Raw genomic sequence first — 19,157 nt, forward strand, 5'->3', positions numbered from 1 at the left:
GGTTCCGGGCCCCCGGAACCGGCCGACCTGCCCGGCGGATGGTGCGACACCCGCCACATCCTCACCGGTTGGGGGTCACCGGCCTGACGCCGGGGACCCCCGGTCCCTCACACTAGGGGGCAGCACAGACACCGCCGGAGTGGGCGGGCCACCCGGTCCGCCCGGCCCCGGCGCGACCGTGACCCTCTTCAAGGAGCAACGAATCGTGGACTTCGACGTCACCATCGAAATCCCCAAGGGTGGCCGCAACAAGTACGAGGTCGATCACGAGACCGGCCGGATCCGGCTGGACCGGACCCTCTTCACCGCCACCCAGTACCCGGCCGACTACGGGTTCATCGACGACACGCTGGGCGAGGACGGCGACCCGCTGGACGCGCTCGTGCTGGTCCAGGAGCCGACGTTCCCGGGTTGCGTGATCCGCGCCAGGACGATCGGGATGTTCCGGATGAAGGACGAGGCCGGCGGCGACGACAAGGTCCTCTGCGTCCCGGCCAGCGACCCGCGCCAGGAGCACCTGCGCGACATCCACCACCTGGCCGAGTTCGACCGGGCGGAGATCCAGCACTTCTTCGAGATCTACAAGACGCTGGAGCCGGGCAAGAGCGTCGAGGGCGCCACCTGGGTCGGTCGCGCCGACGCCGAGCGCGAGATCAAGGCGTCCTACGAGCGGGCCAAGCAGGCGGGCCACTGAGGCACGCTCCCGGGGCGGCCGCCGGCCGCCCCGGGGACACGTCTCAGACCTTCTCGAAGACCGCGGCCAGGCCCTGCCCGCCGCCGATACACATCGTCTCCAGCCCGTAGCGGGCGTCCCGGCGCTGCATCTCCCGCGCCAGGGTGGCCAGGATCCGGCCGCCGGTCGCACCGACCGGGTGCCCCAGCGAGATCCCCGAGCCGTTCACGTTGGTCCGCTCGAAGTCGGACTCGGTGAACTTCCACTCCCGGGTGCAGGCCAGCACCTGCGCCGCGAAGGCCTCGTTCAGCTCGATCAGGTCGATGTCGGCCAGGCCCAGACCGGCCGCGTCGAGCGCCTTCGCCGTCGCCGGCACCGGCCCGATCCCCATCGTCGCGGGCGGCACCCCGCCCAGGCCCCAGGACACCACCCGCACCAGCGGCCGCAGGCCCAGCTCGGCCGCCTTCTCCGGGCTGGTCACCACGCAGATCGACGCGCCGTCGTTCTGGCCGGAGGCGTTGCCTGCGGTCACCGTCGCCGCCGGGTCGTCGCGGCCCAGGATCGGGCGCAGCTTCGCCAGCGTCTCCACCGAGGAGTCCGGCCGGATGTGCTCGTCGGCCTCGACCACGGTGTCGGCCTTGCGCCCCGGCACCGTCACCGGAACGATCTCGTCGGCGAACCGGCCGGCGGCCTGTGCCGCCGCCGCCCGCCGGTGCGACCGCACCGCGAACTCGTCCTGCTCCTCGCGGGCGATCGCGTACTCCCGGCGCAGGTTCTCCGCGGTCTCCAGCATCCCGCCGGGCACCGGGTGGTTCTTCCCGCCCGCGGTCACCCGGCCCCGTGCCAGCGAGTCGTTCAGCAGCACACCCGGGCCACCCTTGACCCCCCAGCGCATCCCGGTCGAGTAGAACGACGCCCCGGACATCGACTCCGCGCCACCGGCCAGTAGAACCTCCGCCGCGCCGGTCTGCACCTGCATCGCGGCGTAGAGCACGGCCTGCAGGCCCGATCCGCACCGGCGGTCGATCTGGATGCCGCCCGCGGTCACCGGCAGGCCGGCGTCCAGTGCCGCGACCCGGCCGATCGCCGGCGCGTCCATCGTCGGGTAGCAGTGCCCCAGCACCACGTCGTCCACCGCGGACGGGTCCAGCCCGGTCCGCTCGATCAATGCCCCGATCACGGTCGAGGCCAGTGTGTGCGCCGGCACGTCGCGCAGCGACCCGCCGAACCCGCCCACCGGGGTCCGCAACGGCTCGCAGATCACCGCATCACGCATGAACTCGCCTCCTCAGACGTACTGGCGGGTCAGCCACTCGGCGACCAGTGCGGGCTTCTCGGAGCCCTCGATCTCGATCGTCACACCGGTCGTGAGCTGCACGCCGCCGCTGACGTCGGCGATGTCGACCAGCTCGACCTTCGCCCGGACCCGGCTGCCGACCGGCACCGGGGCGGTGAACCGGACCTTGTTGAGGCCGTAGTTGACCCCCATCTTCACCCCGTCGATCCGGTAGACCTCCTGCAGCAGCTTGGGCAGCAGCGACAGCGTGAGGAAGCCGTGCGCGATGGTGCCGCCGAACGGACCGTCGGCGGCCTTCTCGGCGTCGATGTGGATCCACTGGTGGTCCTCCGTCGCGTCGGCGAACCCGTTGATCCGCTCCTGCTCGACGGCGAACCACTCGGAGGTACCGATCTCGGTCCCCTTCGCCGCCCGCAGCTCGTCGACCCCGTCGAAGACGCGCATCCGCCCACTCCCCTTCACTCCGGCACACCCGCCGGTGCCGATCACAGTTCTCTACCGCACCAGGGGTACCCGGAGTCGGTGAAGGTCACCAAACCCACACGCCCCGTCCCGCGGGATCGACCCACCTTGGCTATCGTCGGCGCGCGTAGGACGGCCTGCAGCCCGACGGGCCCGAACGTGGAGCGCCGACCCCGATGAACACGACCGAACGCGACCGCCGATGAGCTCGCCCGCCATCCTCGTGCACCGGGCTGTGCCGTACCGGGACCCCGAGCACCAGGCCGAGATCCTCACCGGGCCGGTCACCGCAGCGTTGGAACGCGGACGCCGGGCGATCGTCGTGGTCGATCGCCGGTGCCGATCGGAGCTGGAGCGGGCGCTCGGCGGCGAGGCCGGGGTGCGGTACGTACAGCCGGAGGAACTGCATTCGGCGCCGCCGTTCACCGTCGCGGGCCGCTGGAGCCGCACCGTGCGGGACGCGATCGCCGGTGGCGCGACGGGCGTCTGCGCGGTCGCCCAGTCGGTCGCGCTGCCCGGCATCGACTCGTCGTACTGGACCCGGCTCGATCTCGCGATCGGCTACGCGATGCGGGCGCTGCCGGTCGAGATGCTGTGCTGCTTCGCCGACCGGGACGGTGCCCGCGAGCAGGCCGGTGCGCTGCACGACGAGTTCCTCGTCGACGGTGCCGCCGTGCCCAGCACACACCGCCGCGACGATCACGAGCTGCTGCAGGAGAACCCGCAGCGACCACCGGCCGAGCTGGGGGTGCCGCTGTTCGTCGACGCCGTCGAGCTGCACCGGCTGTCCGAGATGCGCCGGACCGTGCACCGCCACGGAGTGCTGTCCGGGCTCGGCCCGGCCCGCGTCGAGGACCTGGTCCTCGCGGTGAACGAGCTGGTCAGCAACGGCATCGAGCACGGATCCGGGGCGCCGGTGCTGCGGATGTGGCGGACCCCGGGCGGCCTGGTCGCGGAGATGACCGACACCGTTCCCGGGCGGCTGGCCTTCCCCGGCCTGGCCGCCCCGTCACCGGCGGGCGAGCGCGGTCGCGGGCTGTGGCTGGCCTCGGAGCTGGCCGACGTGCTGCAGGTGTGGACCGCCGACGACGACCCGGGGCAGGTGCAGGGCACCGTCGTACGGGTCGTGATGAACCCGCCGTGACGGTGTGGCGCCGCCCGGGAGATGACAGAGTGACCAGGTGACGCAGCCCGATCGCGCCGCCGACCCGGTGTCCCGCTTCCTCCGGATGGTGACCGGCCCGGAACCCTCGCTCGACGAGGGTGCCCTCGCCATCGCCGCCGGAGCCGCCGCCGACCCCGCGAGCGCCGCGGCGGCCGCCGTCCGGGCGCGCGCCCTCCTCGACGAGCTGGCCGACGGCGTCACCGGCCCGGAGTCGCTGCTGCACCGGTTGTTCACCGAGGCCGGGTTCACCCCGAACACCGAGGACTACCGCGACCCGCGCAACTCCTTCCTGCCCGACGTGCTGGACCGCCGTACCGGGATCCCGATCACGCTGTCGGTGGTGGCGATCGAGGTCGGTCGCCGGGCCGGGGTGGCGCTGGAGGGGGTCGGGATGCCGGGCCACTTCCTCGTCCGGCTGCCCGGCACCCAGCGCTATCTCGACATGTTCGACCACGGGCGGCGGCTCGATCTCGCGGGTTGTGAGGCGCTGTACCGGGCCACCACCGGCGCCGGGCCGGAGGTGCCGTTCGGGCCGGGCCTGCTCCCCCGCACCTCGACCCGCCAGATCCTGGCCCGGATGCTCGACAATCTGCGTGCGAACTACTCCCGCACCAAGGACCACACGAACCTTGAGTGGGTGCTGCGGATGCGGCTGGGCCTGCGGCACCAGGGCCCCGAGCTGGTCCGCCAGCTCGGCGACGTGCTCGCCGCCCAGGCCAGGTGGGACGAGGCGGCCCGGCTGATGGAGTCCTGGGCCGACGGGCCCGGCCGCGGATCCCGCTCCGGGGCCGAGGTGCTCGACGAGGTGCGGGTCGAGGCCCGCAGGCACCGGGCGCACCTGAACTGAGCGCCGGCCGGGCCCCTAGGAGTGCGGCGCCCTGGTCGGTGCGCCGGAGTCCTCCCCGAACCGCCACGGCTGCCCGGTGGACTCCAGGACGGCCATCCACAGGTCGCCGTGCGGGTCGACCTGGTTGCGCCGGCTCACCGCGAGCGTCATCGGGATGTGCACGAACCGGCGGCGCACCCGGCCGACCACCATCGACGTCCGGCCGGACATCGCGGCGTGCACCGCGGCCTGCGCGAGCCGCACGGTGTACACACAGTCGTACGGGTTCGCCGGGACGCTGCGGATGAGGTAGCTGGGATCGACGTAGCGGACGGTGGTCTCGGTGCCGGTCTCGGTGAAGGAGTCGGCGATCCGCTCCTTGAGCCACGGCCCGACGTCGGCGAGCTTGGCGTTGCCGGAGGCGTCGGTGCGGCCGACCTGGGGCAGCATCTCCTGCCCGGCACCCTCCGCCACCACCACGACGGCGTGCCCGCGCTGGGCGACCCGGCGCCGCAGGTGGTGCAGCAGGCCGGTCTCGCCGTCCAGCTCGAACGGGACCTCCGGGATCAGCACCGCGTCGGCGTCGGACCGGACGAGCGAGGCGTAGCAGGCGATGAAACCGGAGTGCCTGCCCATCAGCTTCACCAGGCCGACCCCGCCCGGGGTGGACTTGGCCTCCACCGTCACCGACCGGATGGCCTCGCTGGCCTGGGAGAACGCCGTCTGGAAGCCGAAGCTCTGGTCGATGAAGGGGATGTCGTTGTCGATCGTCTTCGGGATCCCGACGACGGCGATCCGCAGGCCCCGCTCGGACACCACCCTGGCGATCTCCATCGCGCCGCGCATGGTGCCGTCGCCGCCGATCACGAACAGCACGTTGAGGTGCATCTGCTCGAGGCAGTCGACGATCTCCTCCGGGTCCTGCGGGCCACGCGAGGTGCCGAGGAAGGTGCCGCCGTCGACCGGGATGTCACGGACCGACTCCGGGGACAGCTCGACGACGTCGTGGCCGTAGGAGGAGACGAAGCCGCGGTAGCCGTTGCGGAACCCGACGACCCGGCGGACGCCGTAGTGGTAGGTCAGCGTGCGCACCAGGCCGGCGATGACGTCGTTGAGCCCGGGGCACAGCCCGCCGCAGGTGACGATCCCGGCCCGGGTCTTGGACGGGTCGAAGTAGATCTGGCGGCGCGGGCCGCACGGCTCCAGGCCGGGCAGCTCCTCGACGTCGACCCCGCGCGACTTGAGCCCGGCCGCGGTGTCGTCGAGCAACACCCGGTCGCCGGCGTCGACGTAGTGCTCGGTGGTGCGGCGGGCATCCAGCAGCGGGGCCAGCGGCGAGGTGATCCGGGCGGGGCCCAGCGTGTCGATCGCCAGGTCGTCCGGCGTGATGCTGCTGTACTCCCAGGTCGTCACGCGGTCCTCCTCCGGATGCCGGGTGGATCGATGCAGTCCGTCCGCAGACCGCTCCGGTGTCCGATCATGCTGCACCACCGGTCCCGGTGTCAGGCCGGGCCGCGCCTAGTGTGACGAGGGTGCCCCTCGCCCTGCTGACCAACGACGACGGCATCCACGCCCCCGGCCTGCACGCGCTCGCCCGAGCGACCCGTGACACCGGTCTGGACGTGATCGTCGCGGCCCCGGCCGGGGACGCCAGCGGTGCCGGCGGATCGGTCCGGTGCGTGCTGACCGACGGGCACATCGGTGTCACCGAGCACACGATCCCGGCGCTCGACGGAATCCCGGCCTACGGCGTCGACGCCGATCCCGGGTTCATCGTGCGCGCGGCCGGGCAGGGCTGGTTCTCCCGGGAGCCCGACGTCGTGCTGTCCGGGATCAACCCGGGTGCGAACACCGGCGGTCAGGTGCTGCACTCCGGCACCGTCGGGGCGGTGCTGGCCGGCTCGCTGAACGGCTGGTCCGGGATCGCGTTCTCGCTGCACTGCGGTCTGCGGCTGCCCGAGCACCCGCACTGGGCGGCGGCCACCGGGCTGCTCCCGGAGCTGCTGGAGCGCCTCGCCGCCCGCCCCGCGGGAACCGCCTGGTCGGTGAACGTCCCGGACGTCGCGCCCGCGGAGCTGCCCGCGCTGCGCGAGGCGCGACTGTGCGACTCCGGCGCGGTCCGGGTGCGGATGGTGCACCGCGGGCCCGACGGAGGGCGGCCCGCTGGCCTGCGGGCGCTGGTCTCCGAGTAGTACGGCGAGGCCGAGCCCGGCACCGACGTCGCACTGCTCGCCGCAGGCCACCCGACCGTCACCGAGCTCGCCCCGATCGGGCACCGGGACGGCGCCACCGGCTACCCGGCGGGCACCGCCCCGGTCCCGGGCTGAGCGCGCTCAGCCCTTCGCGTCGGCGAACTGCTGCGCGGCGTCCGCCCAGTCGACGACGTTCCACCAGGCCTTGACGTAGTCCGGCTTCACGTTCTTGTACTGCAGGTAGAACGCGTGCTCCCACATGTCGAGCAGCACGATCGGGGTCTGGCCGGCCGGCAGCTGGGACTGCTGGTCGTAGAGCTGGTGGATCAGCAGCCGGCCACCGAGCCGGTCGTAGCCGAGGATGGCCCAGCCGGAGCCCTGGATGGTGGTGGCGGCGGCGGTGAAGTGCGCCTGGAACGCGTCGAAGGAGCCGAAGTTCTCATCGATCGCCGAGGCGAGGTCACCGGTGGGCTTGTCGCCGCCGTCCGGGGAGAGGTTCTTCCAGAACGCGGAGTGGTTGACGTGCCCGCCCAGGTTGAACGCGAGGGTCTTCTCGAGACCGACGATCGCACCGAAGTCGTTGCGCTCGCGGGCGTCGGCGAGCTTCTCCAGGGTGGCGTTCAGGCCCTGCACGTAGGTGTTGTGGTGCTTGGAGTGGTGCAGCTCCATGATCTCCGGCGCGATGTGCGGCGCCAGGGCTGAGTAGTCGTAGGGCAGGTCCGGAAGCGTGTAGTCGGCCATGCGGCTCAGCCAACGACCTCAACCCCGGTTGAGGTCAAGTGTGAGCTGCGCCGCTGTCCCAGCCGCTCGTCGGTGCCCGGGTGGAACAGGTGGACCGCGGCGGGATCGACGGCGACCCGGACGACGCCCCCGATGGTCGGGGACGGCGTCGAGGCCGGAAGCCGGACGGTCAGCCGGTGCCCCTCGCCGCCGGCGTCGGTGTACCGGCCGTGCAGGAAGCTGTCCGAGCCGAGCTCCTCGACCAGGTCCACGACGATCGGCAGGCCGTCCGCGGCGAGCCGCAGCCCCTCCGGCCGCACGCCGACCCGGGCCGCGCGGTCCGCGCCGAGCTCGTCGAGCCGCCATCCGCTCGCGTCACCGATCCGGTGCGTGTCGACGACGATCCCGTCGTCGACGATCCGGCCGGGCAGCAGGTTCATCGCGGGCGACCCGATGAACCCGGCGACGAACGCGTTGACCGGCCGGTCGTAGAGCTCGCGCGGCGGGGCGCACTGTTGCAGGCGCCCGTCGCGCAGCACGGCGACCCGATCGCCCATCGTCATCGCCTCGGTCTGGTCGTGCGTGACGTAGACGGTGGTCGTGCCCAGCCGCTGCTGCAGCGCGGCGATGTTGGCCCGGGTCTCGACCCGCAGCTTGGCGTCGAGGTTGGACAACGGCTCGTCCATCAGGAAGACCGACGGCTCCCGCACGATCGCCCGGCCCATCGCCACCCGCTGGCGCTGCCCGCCGGACAGCGCCCGTGGCCGACGGTCCAGGTAGCGGGTGAGATCGAGCAGCTCGGCGGCCGTCTCCACCCTGGCGCGGCGCTGCGCCGGTGGCACCTTCTGCAGGCGCAGCGCGAACCCCATGTTCTCGGCGACGGTCATGTGCGGGTAGAGCGCGTACGACTGGAAGACCATCGCGATGTCCCGGTCCTTCGGCGCCGCGTCGGTGACGTCCCGGTCGCCGATGTGGATCGCGCCCTCGTCGGTGTCCTCCAGGCCGGCGAGCATCCGCAGCGCGGTGGACTTGCCGGAGCCGGACGGGCCGACGAGGACCAGGAACTCACCGTCGGCGATGCTCAGGTCCAGGGTGTCGACCGCGCGCACCGGCGGGGTCCCCGGGTAGATCCGGGATGCCTTGTCGAAGGTGACGGCTGCCATGGGGTCTCCTCGTCGAGTTCGTGCGGGATCGGGGCGGCGGTGCTCAGCGCACGACGGCGCCGTCGGGCAGGCCCAGCAGGGACAGCTCGTCGCGGCGGGGCAGGCCCTCCCAGTCGCCGCGGGCGGTGACCGCGAAGGCCCCGACGGTGACCGCCCGGCGGAGCCGTTCGGTGCGGTCGGCGCCGTCCAGCAGGGCCGAGAGCCAGCCGGCGCAGAAGGCGTCGCCGGCGCCGACCGGGTCCACCGCCCGGACCCGCAGCGCAGGCTGGTGCCGGGTCCCGTCGGCGTCGTGGCTGGTCGCGCCGTGTGCACCGTTCTTGACCACGACCTCGCCGGGGACCCCGGCCAGCAGGCCGGCCGGGTCGGCCGCCCCGATCAGGTCGAACTCCTCGGGGGATCCGATCACGACATCGGCCAGCCCGGCCAGTGCGGCGAGCTCCGGGCCCGCCACGTCGCCGGGCCACAGGGCGGGGCGGTGGTTGAGGTCGAACGACACCACGGCGCCGAGCAGGCGGGCCCGGCGGGCGAGCTCGGCGCAGGCCGCGCGACAGGACTCGGACAGCGCCGCGGTGACCCCGGAGAGGTGTACCGCCCGCGGCCGCAGGGCGAGCGCGGGAGCGAGGTCCGCAGGCCCCCACCGGGACCCGGCCGACCCGCGCCGGTGGTACTCGACCCGGGTCAGGTCGGGCGTGCGGCGCTCGAAGAGCACCAGCCCGGTGGTGGCCTCCGGATCGGTGACGACGGCGTCGAGGGCCACCTGCTCGGCGGCCAGCGTGCGCCGGACCAGTGCCCCGGACTCGTCGGCGCCGACCCGGCCGCCCAGCGCCGTGCTGTGCCCGAGCCGGGCGGCGCCGATCGCGACGCCGGCCTCCGCGCCGACCACCGACACCGTCGCGCTCCCGCCGAGGCGCAGCGGGCCGTCGCAGCGGACCGCGGTCATCACCTCACCGGCGACCAGCAGATCGATCACGGCTGCACCGCCTGCAGGAACGCGCGGGTCCGGTGCCGCAGGGCCGCCAGGTCGCCGCCGTCCGGGGCGTCACCGCACAGCGGGCCGGCGACCCCGACCGCACAGGCGCCGTGGGCGAGGTACTCGACGGCCTGGTCCTTCCCGATCCCGCCGACGGGCACGGTGTCCAGGCCGGGAAAGGGCCCCGCCAGCGCGTCCAGGTAGCCGGGGCCGACGGTCGACGCCGGGAAGATCTTCACCGCGGTGGCGCCGTGCCCGACCGCGGTGGCCACCTCGGTCGGGGTGAGGGCGCCGCAGAGCACCGGCAGCCCGGCCGCGACGGCGTGCGGCACGGAGCCGGCCACCGCGGGCGTCACCACGAACCGGGCACCGGCCGCGACGGCGGCGTCCACCTGGGCGGGGGTGAGCACGGTGCCTGCGCCGACCGCGGCCCGGCCCGCCGTGCGCGCCGCCACCTCCTCGATCACCGCGAGCGGTTCGTGGCCGCTCAGCGAGATCTCCAGCGCCCGCACCCCCTCCTCGACCAGTGCCAGCGCGGTGGCCACACTCGCCGCGCGGTCCGCGCCGCGCACGATGGCCAGCAGCCTGGTCTCGCGCAGGGTCGCCATCAGGTCCTGTGCGGCGGTCATCCCTTCACCGCCCCGGCCGTCATCCCGCGGGACAGGAACGGTTCAAGCACGATGAACAGCAGCACCATCGGCACCGTCGACATGAGGCCGATCGCCATCAGGCCGGACCAGTCGATGCTGAACTCACCGATGAACGTCGCGATCCCGACGGTCACCGTCCAGCCCTGCGGATCGCCCATCAGCGTGCGGGCGAAGAGGAAGTCACCCCAGGTCAGGATGGATGCGTAGACGAAGGTCGCGGCGATCCCCGGCTTGAGCAGCGGGACCACCACATACCAGAGCGCGCGCAGCCGGCCGCAACCGTCGATCATCGCGGACTGTTCGAGCTCGGCGGGTACCGAGTCGACGAACCCCTTCATCAACCAGGTGGTGAACGGAACGGTGGCCGCGATGTTGACCAGCGTGACCGACCAGAGGTTGTTCACCATCCCGAGCCCGGCGAACAGCACGAACAACGGGATGATCAGCAGGGTTCCCGGCAGCATGCGGCTGAACAGCAGGGTGAATCCCATCGCCTGCTGACCCGCGGTCCGGAACCGGGACAGGCTGTACCCGCCCAGGGTGCTCACCGCGGTCGAGATGATCGCCGCACCGAGCGTGGTCACCGTCGAGTTCCACAGCCAGCGGCCGACCGGCTGGTCGTCGATCACCCCGGTCCACGCCTCGGTCGTCGCCGAGTCCGCGGGCGGTACCAGCGGCGGTTCGGCCACCAGCAGGTCGTTGCTGGGAACCAGCGACGTCATGATCATCCAGTAGACCGGGAACATCAGCACACCGGTCACGACGACGGCCAGTGCGAGCAGGCTCCACCGGCGGCCACCGGAGAGCGCCGTGGCACTCATGAGAACTCCCGTCGGATCGAGCGGCCACCGGCCAGCAGGAAGAACCCGCAGATCGCCATCGTGACGATGCCCAGCGCGGTCGCGGTGCCCATCTCGAAGTACTGGAACGCCTCGGTGTAGATCCGCACGGCCAGGGTCTGGGTGGCCTCGTTCGGACCACCCCCGGTGAGCGGGAAGATGAAGTCGAACTCGCGGAACACCCCGATCGCGGTGATCACGACGGCGAGGGTGGACGCGCCCGCGATCGCAGGCCAGGTGATGTGCCGGAACTGCCGCACCGGCGAGGCACCGTCGACCCGGGCCGCTTCGTACAGCTCGGCCGGGATCGACTGCAGCTGCGCGAGCAGGATCAGGGTGAAGAACGGGTAGTACTTCCACACCGTCGGGACGATCACCGCGGCGAGCGCGGTCCGGCTGTCGGCGAGCCAGGCGACGTTCTCGTCGATCAGCCCGACCGTGCGCAGCAGGTAGTTCACCACGCCGTAGGACGAGTCGAGCATCCAGCTGAACGCGGCGGCGACGACCACGCCCGGCACCGCCCACGGCAGCAGCACCAGCGGCCGGATGATCCGCCTGCCCGGGAAGGCCCGGTTGAGCAGCAGCGCGAGACCGAGCCCGATCGCGAACGCCGGGACCACCACCCCGAGCGTGTAGACGACGGACCGGACGACGTCGGCGAGCAGGCCGGACGAGCTCAGCACCTCGGCGTAGTTGCCGAGCGTGTAGGGATTGCCGCTCAGGTCCAGCAGGTCGGAGATCTGACCGCCGCGCAGGCTCAGGTCCAGGGCGACGTAGAGCGGGTAGGCCATCAGCACGGCGACGACCAGCAGGGTGGGTGCGAGCGTGCCGTAGGCGAACAGCCGCCGGCGCCGCTGGGCGCGCCGCTGGAGCGGACGCGGCCCGGGGGCGGGGCCGGTGGACGGACCCGGTGGGTCCGCGGTCGTGGTTCCGGTGGCCGGTGAGGTCATGGGCTGACCGCCTCCTCGAGCTGATCCTGGAGCGTGTCGGCGATCGCCGTGGTCGGCTCCCGGCCGGTGATGAGCGAGACCGCGGCGGCCGCGACGATGTCGCTGATCCGGCCGAACCGTTCCCGCTGTGCCTCGCTGTCGGGGAAGATCGAGGTCGCCTCGTCGGCGAGCTGCTGGACGAGTGCGAGCTCGCTCCCCGCGGCCGGCTCGTCGTCGAGGTTCCGGCGCGGTATCGGGTTCCCGGTCAGCTCCCGGTAGCGGTGCTGCCACTGCGGGGAGCAGGCGAGCCGGATGAACTCCCAGGCCGCGTCGGCCCGCCGGGGATCGGTGCCCTCGGGGATGTGGATGCTGTTCGAGGTGCCGCCGGGTGTGCGGGCGAAGGGGGCCCGCGCGACGGTGAGCGCCGGCCGGATCCGCTCGTCGGCGGCCTCCAGCTCGGAGGCGAAGAACGGGCCCTCCAGCAGCATCGCGATCTTCCCGGTGAGGAACAGCTCGTTGCGCTGCTGGCTCTGGATCCCGCGCGGTGCCTGCGCGACCGCCCGGCGATAGGCGTCCAGGCCGCGGATCGTCTCGGGAGTGGTCGCGGTGACCCGGTCGCCGTCGAACAGGCTGCCTCCGGTGCCGACGACGAAGGCCGCCAGCTCGGTGTAGTTGTCCGGGTTCTGGGTCGTGGTCGCGCCGAAGCCGTAGACGCCGCCGCCGGTCACCGCCTCGGCCGCCGCGAGCAGCTCGTCGGTGGTCCGCGGCACCGGATGCCCGGCGGCGCGGAGCAGGGACTCGTTGCAGTAGAGGCTGTAGCCGTAGCCGAGCAGCAGGACCCCGTAGTGGTCGCCGTCGGAGGCCATCTCCTCCTGCAGCGGCGTCCAGGACGACACGATGTCGGTGCCGTCCAGCCGGGTCTGCAGCGACTCCAGCCAGCCACGCCCGGCGAACTCGGCGGCGTTGCGGGCCGGCAGGTGCAGGATGTCCGGCCGCTGGTTCGCGGCGAACCGGATCGTCAGCTGGTCCGCGTAGCTGTCGAACGGCATCGGGTAGAGGTTGATCCGGATCCCCGGGTTCCGCTGCTCGTAGGCGGCGACGAGCTCGCGCCACCACGGCGCGAAGCTGCCCTCCTCCGCCTGCCAGGACGGGAACTCCAGGACCAGGTCACCGGTGCCGGTCTGCTGCCGGCCGCATCCCACCAGCGACGCCGTTGCCACCGCCGCGGCGAGACCGAGGAATCCCCGGCGCGAGGTGGGCGCCGCGGCGCTCACGACCGCCCCGCCGGCGGGACGGTGCCGACCTCGGCCGGGCTCGTGTATCCCAGCGTCACGCTGATCGCGTCGGCGGTCTCGATCGCCTGCACCGAGAGCTCCCGCTCCCGCCGGGCCAGGTCGATCACCGACAGCGAGCCGGAGATCGAGACGGCGGCGACGACCAGGCCGTCCGCGTCGTGCACGGGGGCCGCGACGCAGGCCCGCCCGAAGGCCAGCTCCTCGATCTCGGTCGCGTAGCCGCGCTCCCGGGTTCGGTCCAGCTCGTCGTCCAGCGGGTCGTGTGCGGCGATGGTGTGCCGGGTGAAGGACTGCAGCTCGCCGAGCACGTCGCGGCGCTGCTCCGGTGTGGAGCCGAGCAGCAGGCACTTCCCCATCCCGGTGGCGTGCAACGGGTTGTGCCTGCCGGCCAGGGTGGCCGCGCGCGGCGCGTCCGGGCCCTCGAAGTTGGCGAGGTAGAACACCGACCAGTCGCGCAGTACCGACAGGTTCGCCCCGAGCCCGGTGCGCCCGGCCAGGTCCTGCACGGGCTGGCGACCGGCCCGGAACACCGGGTGCTGGTTCAGCGCCGCCGCGGACAGCTCGATCACCGCGGCCCCCAGCCGGTACGTGCCTGCCGCATCCCGCTCGACGTAGGCCAGCGCCTCCAGGGTCGCGAGCATCCGGGAGGTCGTCGACTGGCCGAGGCCCGCCCGGTTCGCGACATCGGCGACTCGCAGCGCCCGTGTGTCGGAGAACGCGGCGAGTACCGCCGCGGCCCTCTCGACGCTCTGATTGGTCGCCTGCTGCTCACCGGCCATCGCCACCTCCGTATCGACGTCGTTATCGACTCATCCACTCTCGATGACGTACGTTATCCGCTGTGTGCATGATGTCAACCAGTCAGTGGATGTGTCGATGCGAATAGCTGCCGTAGACACCTTCGTCCTGAAGATCGACAACGACGAGCCTTATCTCGGCGTCCTCCCCGACGGCACCGGGCCCGCCGACGGTTACGCAGTCCGGCCGCCGTGGCGCAGCCTGTACTCGCCGCGCTTCGAGACGGTGCTGGTCCGGCTGACCGCCGAGGACGGCACCGTCGGCTGGGGTGAGGCGCTCGCACCGGTCGGTCCCGAGATCGTCGCCGCCGTCGTCCGCACGACCCTGGCCGGGCAGCTCGTCGGCGCGGACGCCCGCAGCCCGCGCCCGGTCGGCCGGGCCGCCGCCGAGCTGATGCGCGAGCGCGGCCACCTGGTCGGGCACCAGGCCGACGCGCTCGCCGCCGTCGACATCGCCCTGTGGGACCTGGCCGGCCGGCTCCTGGAGGTGCCGGTCGCCACCCTGCTCGGCGGCGCGTACCGGCAGCGGATCCCGACCTACGTCTCGGGACTGCCCCGCGCCTCCGACGCCGAGCGGGCCGAACTCGCACGCGACTGGGTCGCCCGTGGCGCGACGGCCGTCAAGCTCCATCTCGGACACGGTGTCGAGCAGGATCTGGCCACCGTGGACGCGGTCCGCGCGGCGGCGCCGTCGCTGCGGGTGGCGGTCGACGGGCACTGGGCCTACCGGCGCCACGACGCCCGGCGGCTCGCCCGCGGGCTCGCCGCGCGGGACGCCTGGTTCCTGGAGGCCCCGCTCGCCCCGGAGGACGACCGTGGCCATCGCGCCCTCGGCGACGAGACGATCCCGATCGCGGTCGGCGAGAGCCTGCGCAACCGGTTCGAGTTCGCGCACTGGCTCGCGACGGACGCACTCGCGATCGCCCAGCCCGACATCGGCCGGACCGGTATCACCGAGGCGATCGGCATCGCCGAGCTCTGCGCCGCCCGGCACGTCCCGGTCGCGCCGCACCACTCGGTCGCACTCGGGATCGCGCTGGCCGCGGGGCTGCACGTCGCCGCTGCCGTCGAGGACCTCCTCGCGTTCGAGTACCAGCCCACGTCCACCGAGGTCGGGCAGCGGATCCTGCGGACGCCGCTGCAGGTGGGCGCCGACCACATGCAGCTGCCGGACGGGCCGGGGCTCGGGATCGAGATCGACACCGAGGCCCTGGCCACCCACACCACATCGGAGACGACACGATGACCGCCACCCGCGGACTGATGCCCATCCTGGCGACGCCCTTCGGGCCCGACGGCGCACTCGACCCGGACTCGCTGCGCAGGCTCGTGAGCTTCCAGCTCGAGTCCGGCGCCGACGGGGTCGCGGTGTCCGGGATGGCGAGCGAGGCCTTCGCCCTCACCGCCGACGAGCGCAGCACCGTCACCCGCACCGTCGTGCAGACCGTCAACGCCGCCGCCGGCGCCGTGCCGGTGGTGTGCGGGGTGAACGCCACCTCGACGGTGACCGCCGTCGAGCAGGCGCTGGCCGCCGAGCAGGACGGCGCGACCGCGCTGATGGTGCTGCCGCCCTACATGGTCAAGCCGTCGCCCCAGCAGATCGTGGAGTTCTACGGCGAGGTCGCCGCCGCCACCGCCTGCGAGGTGATGGTCCAGGACGCCCCGGGCGTCACCGGTGTGGCGATGTCCCCGGAGCTGATCGCCCGGCTCGCCGACCTGCCGGGGGTCACCTCGGTGAAGGTCGAGGCCCCGCCCACCGCGCCCAAGGTGGCCGCGGTCCGGGAGGCCGTCGCCGACCGGGACTTCGCCGTGCTCGGCGGGCAGAACGCCCAGTTCTGTCTCGACGAGTACGCGGGCGGCGCGGTCGGGACCATGCCGGCCTGCGAGTTCACCGACCTGCTCCGACCGGTCCTCGACGACTGGACGGCCGGGGAGACCGCCCGCGCGCGGGACGGGTTCGCCCGGCTGCTCCCGCTGATCGTCTTCGGGCTCCAGCCGGGCCCGGCCTGGGCGGTGCACAAGGAGGTGCTGGTCGCCAGGGGCATCATCGACGACGCCACGGTCCGGGCACCGGCCCGGCCGCTGGCTCCACGGGCGCGGACCGGTCTGCGCGAGATCCTCGCGGGACTGGGTGCCCCGCAGGCCGGGTAGCCCCGATTCAGTGCTCGTCGCGGCCGGTCAGCGCGTGCTCCAGCTCGTCGGCCAGGTGCACGACCTGCCGGAACGGGAACTCGAAGCCGTCGAGCGCTGCCGGCCGCAGCGGGATCGAGTGCCGGTACACCAGGACGCCCTCCTCCGCGGCCAGCCCACCGACCGGCGACGGGCCGGCCAGCTCCAGCGCCCGCGCGACATCGACCTCGGCGAGCCGGGCCACCGGGGACTCGATCTGCACCCACACCTGGTCGGGATCGGCGACGGCCGCTGCGGCGTCGGTCACCTCGACTCCGGGGCGCCCGGCGCCCTCCTCGACCCGCTTCACGACGACGAGCTGACTCCGCTCCCCGGTCGTCGGCAGCCGGAAGCGCAGCTCGTCGGCGCTCTGCCGGACGATCTCGTACCGCACCCGCACGTAGGACTGCAGATCGTCCCAGGTCGCCACGTCGTGTCCCCCTCGATGGTTCCGCCCCGACGTCGGCGACCCTAGCGGTTCCCCGCCGCGGTGGTGATCAGCTGGTCGACCGGGGCCCGGTCGTCGGTGAGCACCGGCGCGTCCCCGGCGAACGCGGCGGTCCGGGCCGGGTCGAGCACCGCGCCGGGCTCACCCCGGCCGGTGACCGCGGCGTCCAGCGCGACCGGGTCGACCGGCCGGTCCGAGGCGACCAGCACCAGGTTGCCGCCCCCGCCGGGTGCGAACTCGTCGGGCCGGGCCAGCACCGTCGTCGTGCCGAACCGGCTGTCCACCGTGGCGACCGATGCCCGGACCAGGTCCAGCGGGTCCCGGTCGATCACGTTGAGCAGGTACAGCCCGCCGGGCCGCAGCACCCGCTGCACGTGGTCGAGGAACTCGGTGGTGGACAGGTGCCACGGGACCGAGCGGGCACCGAACGCGTCGCCGACCACCACGTCCGCCGAGTCGTCGGGCAGCTCGCTCAGCCCGACCCGGGCGTCGCCGGTGCGCACGGTCGTGCCGGGGATGCCACCCGCCTCCAGCTCGCGGACGGCGAGAGCGACGACGCCGCCGTCGAGCTCCAGCACGGTGGACGTACCGCCGGGGCGGGTCACGTCCAGCCAGCGCGGCATGGTCAGCGCCCCGCCGCCGACGTGCACGACGTCCAGCGGACGCCCGGGGGCGAACGCGGTGTCGATCGCGGCGGCGAACCGCTGGGTGTAGGCGAACTCCAGGTGCGCCGGGTCGCCGAGGCGCACGTAGGAGTGCCGGAGGTCGTCGAGCACCAGGTAGCGGCCCGCCGGATCGGCCGGGTCGGCGGTGACCGATGCGCAGTAGTAGGTGGTGTCGGCGTCGCAGCGGCCCGGCACGGCGACCAGCGCGACCGCCAGCAGCACCGCCGCCGCGCCGCCCTTGCGCACGTCGGCGCGCCGCCGTCGGGGCGCGACGAGCAGGCCGAGCAGCAGGCAGGCGGCCGCCGTCACCAGCAGGATCGCGCTCACCGGCAGCAACGCGACCAGCACGAAGCCGGTGAGGAAGCTGCCGGCCAGCGAGCCGAGTGTGCCGGCCGCGGACAGTCCGCCGACCACCTCGCCGGAGCGGTCCAGCCCGGTCAGCCGGGCCTTGGTCACCGCGGGGGTGACGGCGGCCAGCGCGGTGACCGACACCAGGGTGGACGCCGCCACCAGCAGCACCGCCGCAGCCGGGCCGGCGCCGAGCAGCGGACCCAGCAGCCGGACGACCGGGCGCACCGCGAGCGTCCCGAGCCCGCCGACGACCAGCATCAGCGCCGCCACGGCCACCGGATCGTGCCGGTCCGCCCAGCGCCCGCCGAGCGCCGCACCGGCCGCGATCCCGGCCAGCGCCACCCCGATCACCGCGGTGGTCGACTCCAGGGTGAGCCCGACGTAGGGCGCGACCAGCCGGGTCGCGAGGGTCTCGACCACGAGGATCGCCGCCCCCGAGACGACGACGGCGGTCCGGGCGATCGCGAGGCGCACCCCGCCATGATGGAGGGCCCGGCACCGGGCCCGGATCAGCGGGTCAGCCGGAGCACCAGTTTGCCGGTGTTGTCGCCGCGGAACAGCCGCAGCAGCACGTCGGGGAAGTCTGCGACGGTGCCGTCGACGACGTCCTCCCGGCTCCGGATGCGCCCCTGCGCCAGCCACCCGGCGAGCTCGGTCGCGGCCTCGCCGTAGCGGTCGGCGTAGTCGAACACCACGAAGCCCTCCATCCGGGCCCGGTTGACCAGCAGGCTCATGTAGTTCGACGGTCCGGGCGGCGGCTCGGTCGCGTTGTAGGTGGAGATCGATCCGCAGATCACCACCCGGGCGCCGCGCCGCAGCCGGGTGAGCGCCGCGTCCAGGATCTCGCCGCCGACGTTGTCGAAGTACACGTCGATGCCGTCCGGCGCGGCGGTGCGCAGCGCCTTCCGGACGTCCTCGGTGCGGTAGTCGATCGCCGCGTCGAACCCGAGCTCGTCGACCAGCCAGGCGCACTTCTCCGGGCCGCCCGCGATGCCGACCACCCGGCAGCCCTTGATCTTCGCGAGCTGCCCGACGACCGACCCGACCGCGCCGGCCGCGCCGGACACGACGACGGTCTCGCCCTCGGCGAGCGCGCCGACGTCGAACAGCCCGAAGTAGGCGGTCATCCCGGTCATGCCGAGCAGCGCGAGGTAGCGCTCCGGCGGCACGTCGGCCGACGGGGTCACCTTCTGCAGCCCGGAGCCGTCGCTCTCGGCGTAGGACTGCACGCCGAAGATCCCGGTGACGGTGTCGCCGACGGCGAAGTCCGGATGCTCCGACGCGACGACCTCGCCGAACCCGAGCGCCCGCATCACCGCGCCGATCTCGACCGGCGGCACGTAGGAGCGCCCGGCGTTCATCCAGCCGCGCATCGCCGGGTCCAGCGAGATGTGGCCGACCCGCACGACGAGCCGGCCCGGGCCGGGGACCGGCACCGGCTCGGACGTGTGCTCCCAGACCTCCGGGCCCGGCGTGCCGGTCGGCCGCGCCGCGAGCCGGACCTGGTGGTTGAGCGCGTCGTTCCCCTCGGAGTTACCCATGGGTA

The 19,157-nt window shown here is 73.4% G+C and carries 20 protein-coding genes; 6 read left to right on the forward strand and 14 right to left on the reverse strand.

The features are described 5' to 3' along the window. The first annotated feature begins 205 nt into the window (after positions 1–205). The gene (locus tag Pdca_RS31560; protein WP_085913285.1) at positions 206–694 is read left to right on the forward strand and encodes an inorganic diphosphatase; all 489 of its coding nucleotides are present in this window, start codon (positions 206–208) and stop codon (positions 692–694) included. A gap of 43 nt (positions 695–737) precedes the next feature. On the opposite strand, the gene Pdca_RS31565 is transcribed toward Pdca_RS31560, so the two are convergent. Both Pdca_RS31565 and Pdca_RS31570 read right to left on the reverse strand, forming a co-directional pair. After that, positions 738–1,949 carry an acetyl-CoA C-acetyltransferase gene (locus Pdca_RS31565; protein ID WP_085913286.1) on the reverse strand — a complete coding sequence of 404 codons (1,212 nt, stop codon included), beginning with the start codon at positions 1,947–1,949 and terminating at the stop codon, positions 738–740. Positions 1,950–1,961: 12 nt separating this feature from the next. Continuing rightward, positions 1,962–2,414, reverse strand: a complete 453-nt coding sequence (locus Pdca_RS31570) for a MaoC family dehydratase (protein ID WP_085913287.1) — start codon at positions 2,412–2,414, stop codon at positions 1,962–1,964. 220 nt (positions 2,415–2,634) lie between these two features. Between Pdca_RS31570 and Pdca_RS31575 the strand changes: the two genes are divergently transcribed. After that, a complete protein-coding gene (locus tag Pdca_RS31575) occupies positions 2,635–3,576 on the forward strand; it encodes an ATP-binding protein (protein ID WP_085913288.1) in 942 nt (313 codons plus the stop codon). Positions 3,577–3,613: 37 nt separating this feature from the next. Continuing rightward, on the forward strand, positions 3,614–4,444 hold the full coding sequence (locus Pdca_RS31580) for a transglutaminase family protein (RefSeq protein ID WP_197719860.1): 831 nt from the start codon (positions 3,614–3,616) through the stop codon (positions 4,442–4,444). Positions 4,445–4,459: 15 nt separating this feature from the next. Here Pdca_RS31580 and Pdca_RS31585 read toward each other — a convergent pair whose 3' ends face one another. Further along, on the reverse strand, positions 4,460–5,836 hold the full coding sequence (locus Pdca_RS31585; protein WP_085913289.1) for an ATP-dependent 6-phosphofructokinase: 1,377 nt from the start codon (positions 5,834–5,836) through the stop codon (positions 4,460–4,462). A 119-nt stretch (positions 5,837–5,955) separates the two neighbouring features. Between Pdca_RS31585 and surE the strand changes: the two genes are divergently transcribed. Continuing rightward, the gene (gene surE / locus Pdca_RS31590; RefSeq protein ID WP_232021305.1) at positions 5,956–6,615 is read left to right on the forward strand and encodes a 5'/3'-nucleotidase SurE; all 660 of its coding nucleotides are present in this window, start codon (positions 5,956–5,958) and stop codon (positions 6,613–6,615) included. A 141-nt stretch (positions 6,616–6,756) separates the two neighbouring features. Here the strand turns inward: surE and Pdca_RS31595 are convergent, their stop codons facing one another. From Pdca_RS31595 to Pdca_RS31630, 8 genes are read right to left on the reverse strand one after another with little or no spacing between them, the layout of a single operon-like run. Continuing rightward, complete coding sequence (locus tag Pdca_RS31595; protein WP_085913290.1) at positions 6,757–7,356, reverse strand: superoxide dismutase; 600 nt, start codon at positions 7,354–7,356, stop codon at positions 6,757–6,759. Between the two features lie 5 nt (positions 7,357–7,361). Further along, the gene (locus Pdca_RS31600; RefSeq protein WP_085913291.1) at positions 7,362–8,498 is read right to left on the reverse strand and encodes an ABC transporter ATP-binding protein; all 1,137 of its coding nucleotides are present in this window, start codon (positions 8,496–8,498) and stop codon (positions 7,362–7,364) included. A gap of 43 nt (positions 8,499–8,541) precedes the next feature. Continuing rightward, a complete protein-coding gene (locus Pdca_RS31605; protein WP_232021307.1) occupies positions 8,542–9,468 on the reverse strand; it encodes a sugar kinase in 927 nt (308 codons plus the stop codon). Then, a complete protein-coding gene (locus tag Pdca_RS31610; protein ID WP_085913292.1) occupies positions 9,465–10,097 on the reverse strand; it encodes a bifunctional 4-hydroxy-2-oxoglutarate aldolase/2-dehydro-3-deoxy-phosphogluconate aldolase in 633 nt (210 codons plus the stop codon). The genes Pdca_RS31605 and Pdca_RS31610 overlap by 4 nt, the downstream gene beginning before the upstream one ends. Beyond that, positions 10,094–10,939, reverse strand: coding sequence for a carbohydrate ABC transporter permease (locus Pdca_RS31615; RefSeq protein WP_085913293.1), 846 nt, complete (start codon positions 10,937–10,939; stop codon positions 10,094–10,096). The genes Pdca_RS31610 and Pdca_RS31615 overlap by 4 nt, the downstream gene beginning before the upstream one ends. Next, positions 10,936–11,907: a carbohydrate ABC transporter permease gene (locus Pdca_RS31620; protein ID WP_085913294.1), complete on the reverse strand. Its 972-nt coding sequence runs from the start codon at positions 11,905–11,907 to the stop codon at positions 10,936–10,938. Before Pdca_RS31620 ends, Pdca_RS31615 begins: the two co-directional genes overlap by 4 nt. Continuing rightward, entirely contained in the window at positions 11,904–13,160 is a 1,257-nt protein-coding gene (locus tag Pdca_RS31625) for an ABC transporter substrate-binding protein (protein WP_158092181.1), read from the reverse strand. Before Pdca_RS31625 ends, Pdca_RS31620 begins: the two co-directional genes overlap by 4 nt. Continuing rightward, positions 13,157–13,960, reverse strand: coding sequence for an IclR family transcriptional regulator (locus tag Pdca_RS31630; RefSeq protein WP_085913395.1), 804 nt, complete (start codon positions 13,958–13,960; stop codon positions 13,157–13,159). The genes Pdca_RS31625 and Pdca_RS31630 overlap by 4 nt, the downstream gene beginning before the upstream one ends. Positions 13,961–14,057: 97 nt before the next feature. Between Pdca_RS31630 and Pdca_RS31635 the strand changes: the two genes are divergently transcribed. Together Pdca_RS31635 and Pdca_RS31640 are read left to right on the forward strand one after the other, a co-directional pair. Then, positions 14,058–15,224, forward strand: coding sequence for a mandelate racemase/muconate lactonizing enzyme family protein (locus Pdca_RS31635; protein ID WP_085913396.1), 1,167 nt, complete (start codon positions 14,058–14,060; stop codon positions 15,222–15,224). Continuing rightward, entirely contained in the window at positions 15,221–16,129 is a 909-nt protein-coding gene (locus tag Pdca_RS31640) for a dihydrodipicolinate synthase family protein (RefSeq protein ID WP_085913296.1), read from the forward strand. The genes Pdca_RS31635 and Pdca_RS31640 overlap by 4 nt, the downstream gene beginning before the upstream one ends. 7 nt (positions 16,130–16,136) lie before the next feature. Here Pdca_RS31640 and Pdca_RS31645 read toward each other — a convergent pair whose 3' ends face one another. Genes Pdca_RS31645 through Pdca_RS31655 form a run of 3 tightly spaced genes read right to left on the reverse strand, consistent with a single transcriptional unit; the run spans position 16,137 to position 19,152 of the window. Further along, the gene (locus Pdca_RS31645; protein WP_085913297.1) at positions 16,137–16,577 is read right to left on the reverse strand and encodes a hypothetical protein; all 441 of its coding nucleotides are present in this window, start codon (positions 16,575–16,577) and stop codon (positions 16,137–16,139) included. Positions 16,578–16,618: 41 nt separating this feature from the next. Next, a complete protein-coding gene (locus tag Pdca_RS31650; RefSeq protein WP_085913298.1) occupies positions 16,619–18,085 on the reverse strand; it encodes a fused MFS/spermidine synthase in 1,467 nt (488 codons plus the stop codon). 35 nt (positions 18,086–18,120) lie between these two features. Continuing rightward, entirely contained in the window at positions 18,121–19,152 is a 1,032-nt protein-coding gene (locus Pdca_RS31655) for an NADP-dependent oxidoreductase (protein WP_085913299.1), read from the reverse strand. Positions 19,153–19,157: the final 5 nt, after the last annotated feature.

Origin of the sequence: Pseudonocardia autotrophica (assembly GCF_003945385.1) — a bacterium.
Taxonomy (GTDB): domain Bacteria; phylum Actinomycetota; class Actinomycetes; order Mycobacteriales; family Pseudonocardiaceae; genus Pseudonocardia; species Pseudonocardia autotrophica.

What these genes read in the sequence shown, in the direction of transcription:
- Pdca_RS31640 (WP_085913296.1), top strand. Translation starts at nt 15,221, where the DNA reads ATGACCGCCACCCGCGGACTGATGCCCATCCTGGCGACGCCCTTCGGG.
- Pdca_RS31575 (WP_085913288.1), top strand. Translation starts at nt 2,635, where the DNA reads ATGAGCTCGCCCGCCATCCTCGTGCACCGGGCTGTGCCGTACCGGGAC.
- Pdca_RS31600 (WP_085913291.1), bottom strand. Translation starts at nt 8,498, where the DNA reads ATGGCAGCCGTCACCTTCGACAAGGCATCCCGGATCTACCCGGGGACC.
- Pdca_RS31570 (WP_085913287.1), bottom strand. Translation starts at nt 2,414, where the DNA reads ATGCGCGTCTTCGACGGGGTCGACGAGCTGCGGGCGGCGAAGGGGACC.
- Pdca_RS31615 (WP_085913293.1), bottom strand. Translation starts at nt 10,939, where the DNA reads ATGAGTGCCACGGCGCTCTCCGGTGGCCGCCGGTGGAGCCTGCTCGCA.
- Pdca_RS31620 (WP_085913294.1), bottom strand. Translation starts at nt 11,907, where the DNA reads ATGACCTCACCGGCCACCGGAACCACGACCGCGGACCCACCGGGTCCG.
- Pdca_RS31610 (WP_085913292.1), bottom strand. Translation starts at nt 10,097, where the DNA reads ATGACCGCCGCACAGGACCTGATGGCGACCCTGCGCGAGACCAGGCTG.
- Pdca_RS31655 (WP_085913299.1), bottom strand. Translation starts at nt 19,152, where the DNA reads ATGGGTAACTCCGAGGGGAACGACGCGCTCAACCACCAGGTCCGGCTC.
- Pdca_RS31630 (WP_085913395.1), bottom strand. Translation starts at nt 13,960, where the DNA reads ATGGCCGGTGAGCAGCAGGCGACCAATCAGAGCGTCGAGAGGGCCGCG.
- Pdca_RS31565 (WP_085913286.1), bottom strand. Translation starts at nt 1,949, where the DNA reads ATGCGTGATGCGGTGATCTGCGAGCCGTTGCGGACCCCGGTGGGCGGG.
- Pdca_RS31595 (WP_085913290.1), bottom strand. Translation starts at nt 7,356, where the DNA reads ATGGCCGACTACACGCTTCCGGACCTGCCCTACGACTACTCAGCCCTG.
- Pdca_RS31635 (WP_085913396.1), top strand. Translation starts at nt 14,058, where the DNA reads ATGCGAATAGCTGCCGTAGACACCTTCGTCCTGAAGATCGACAACGAC.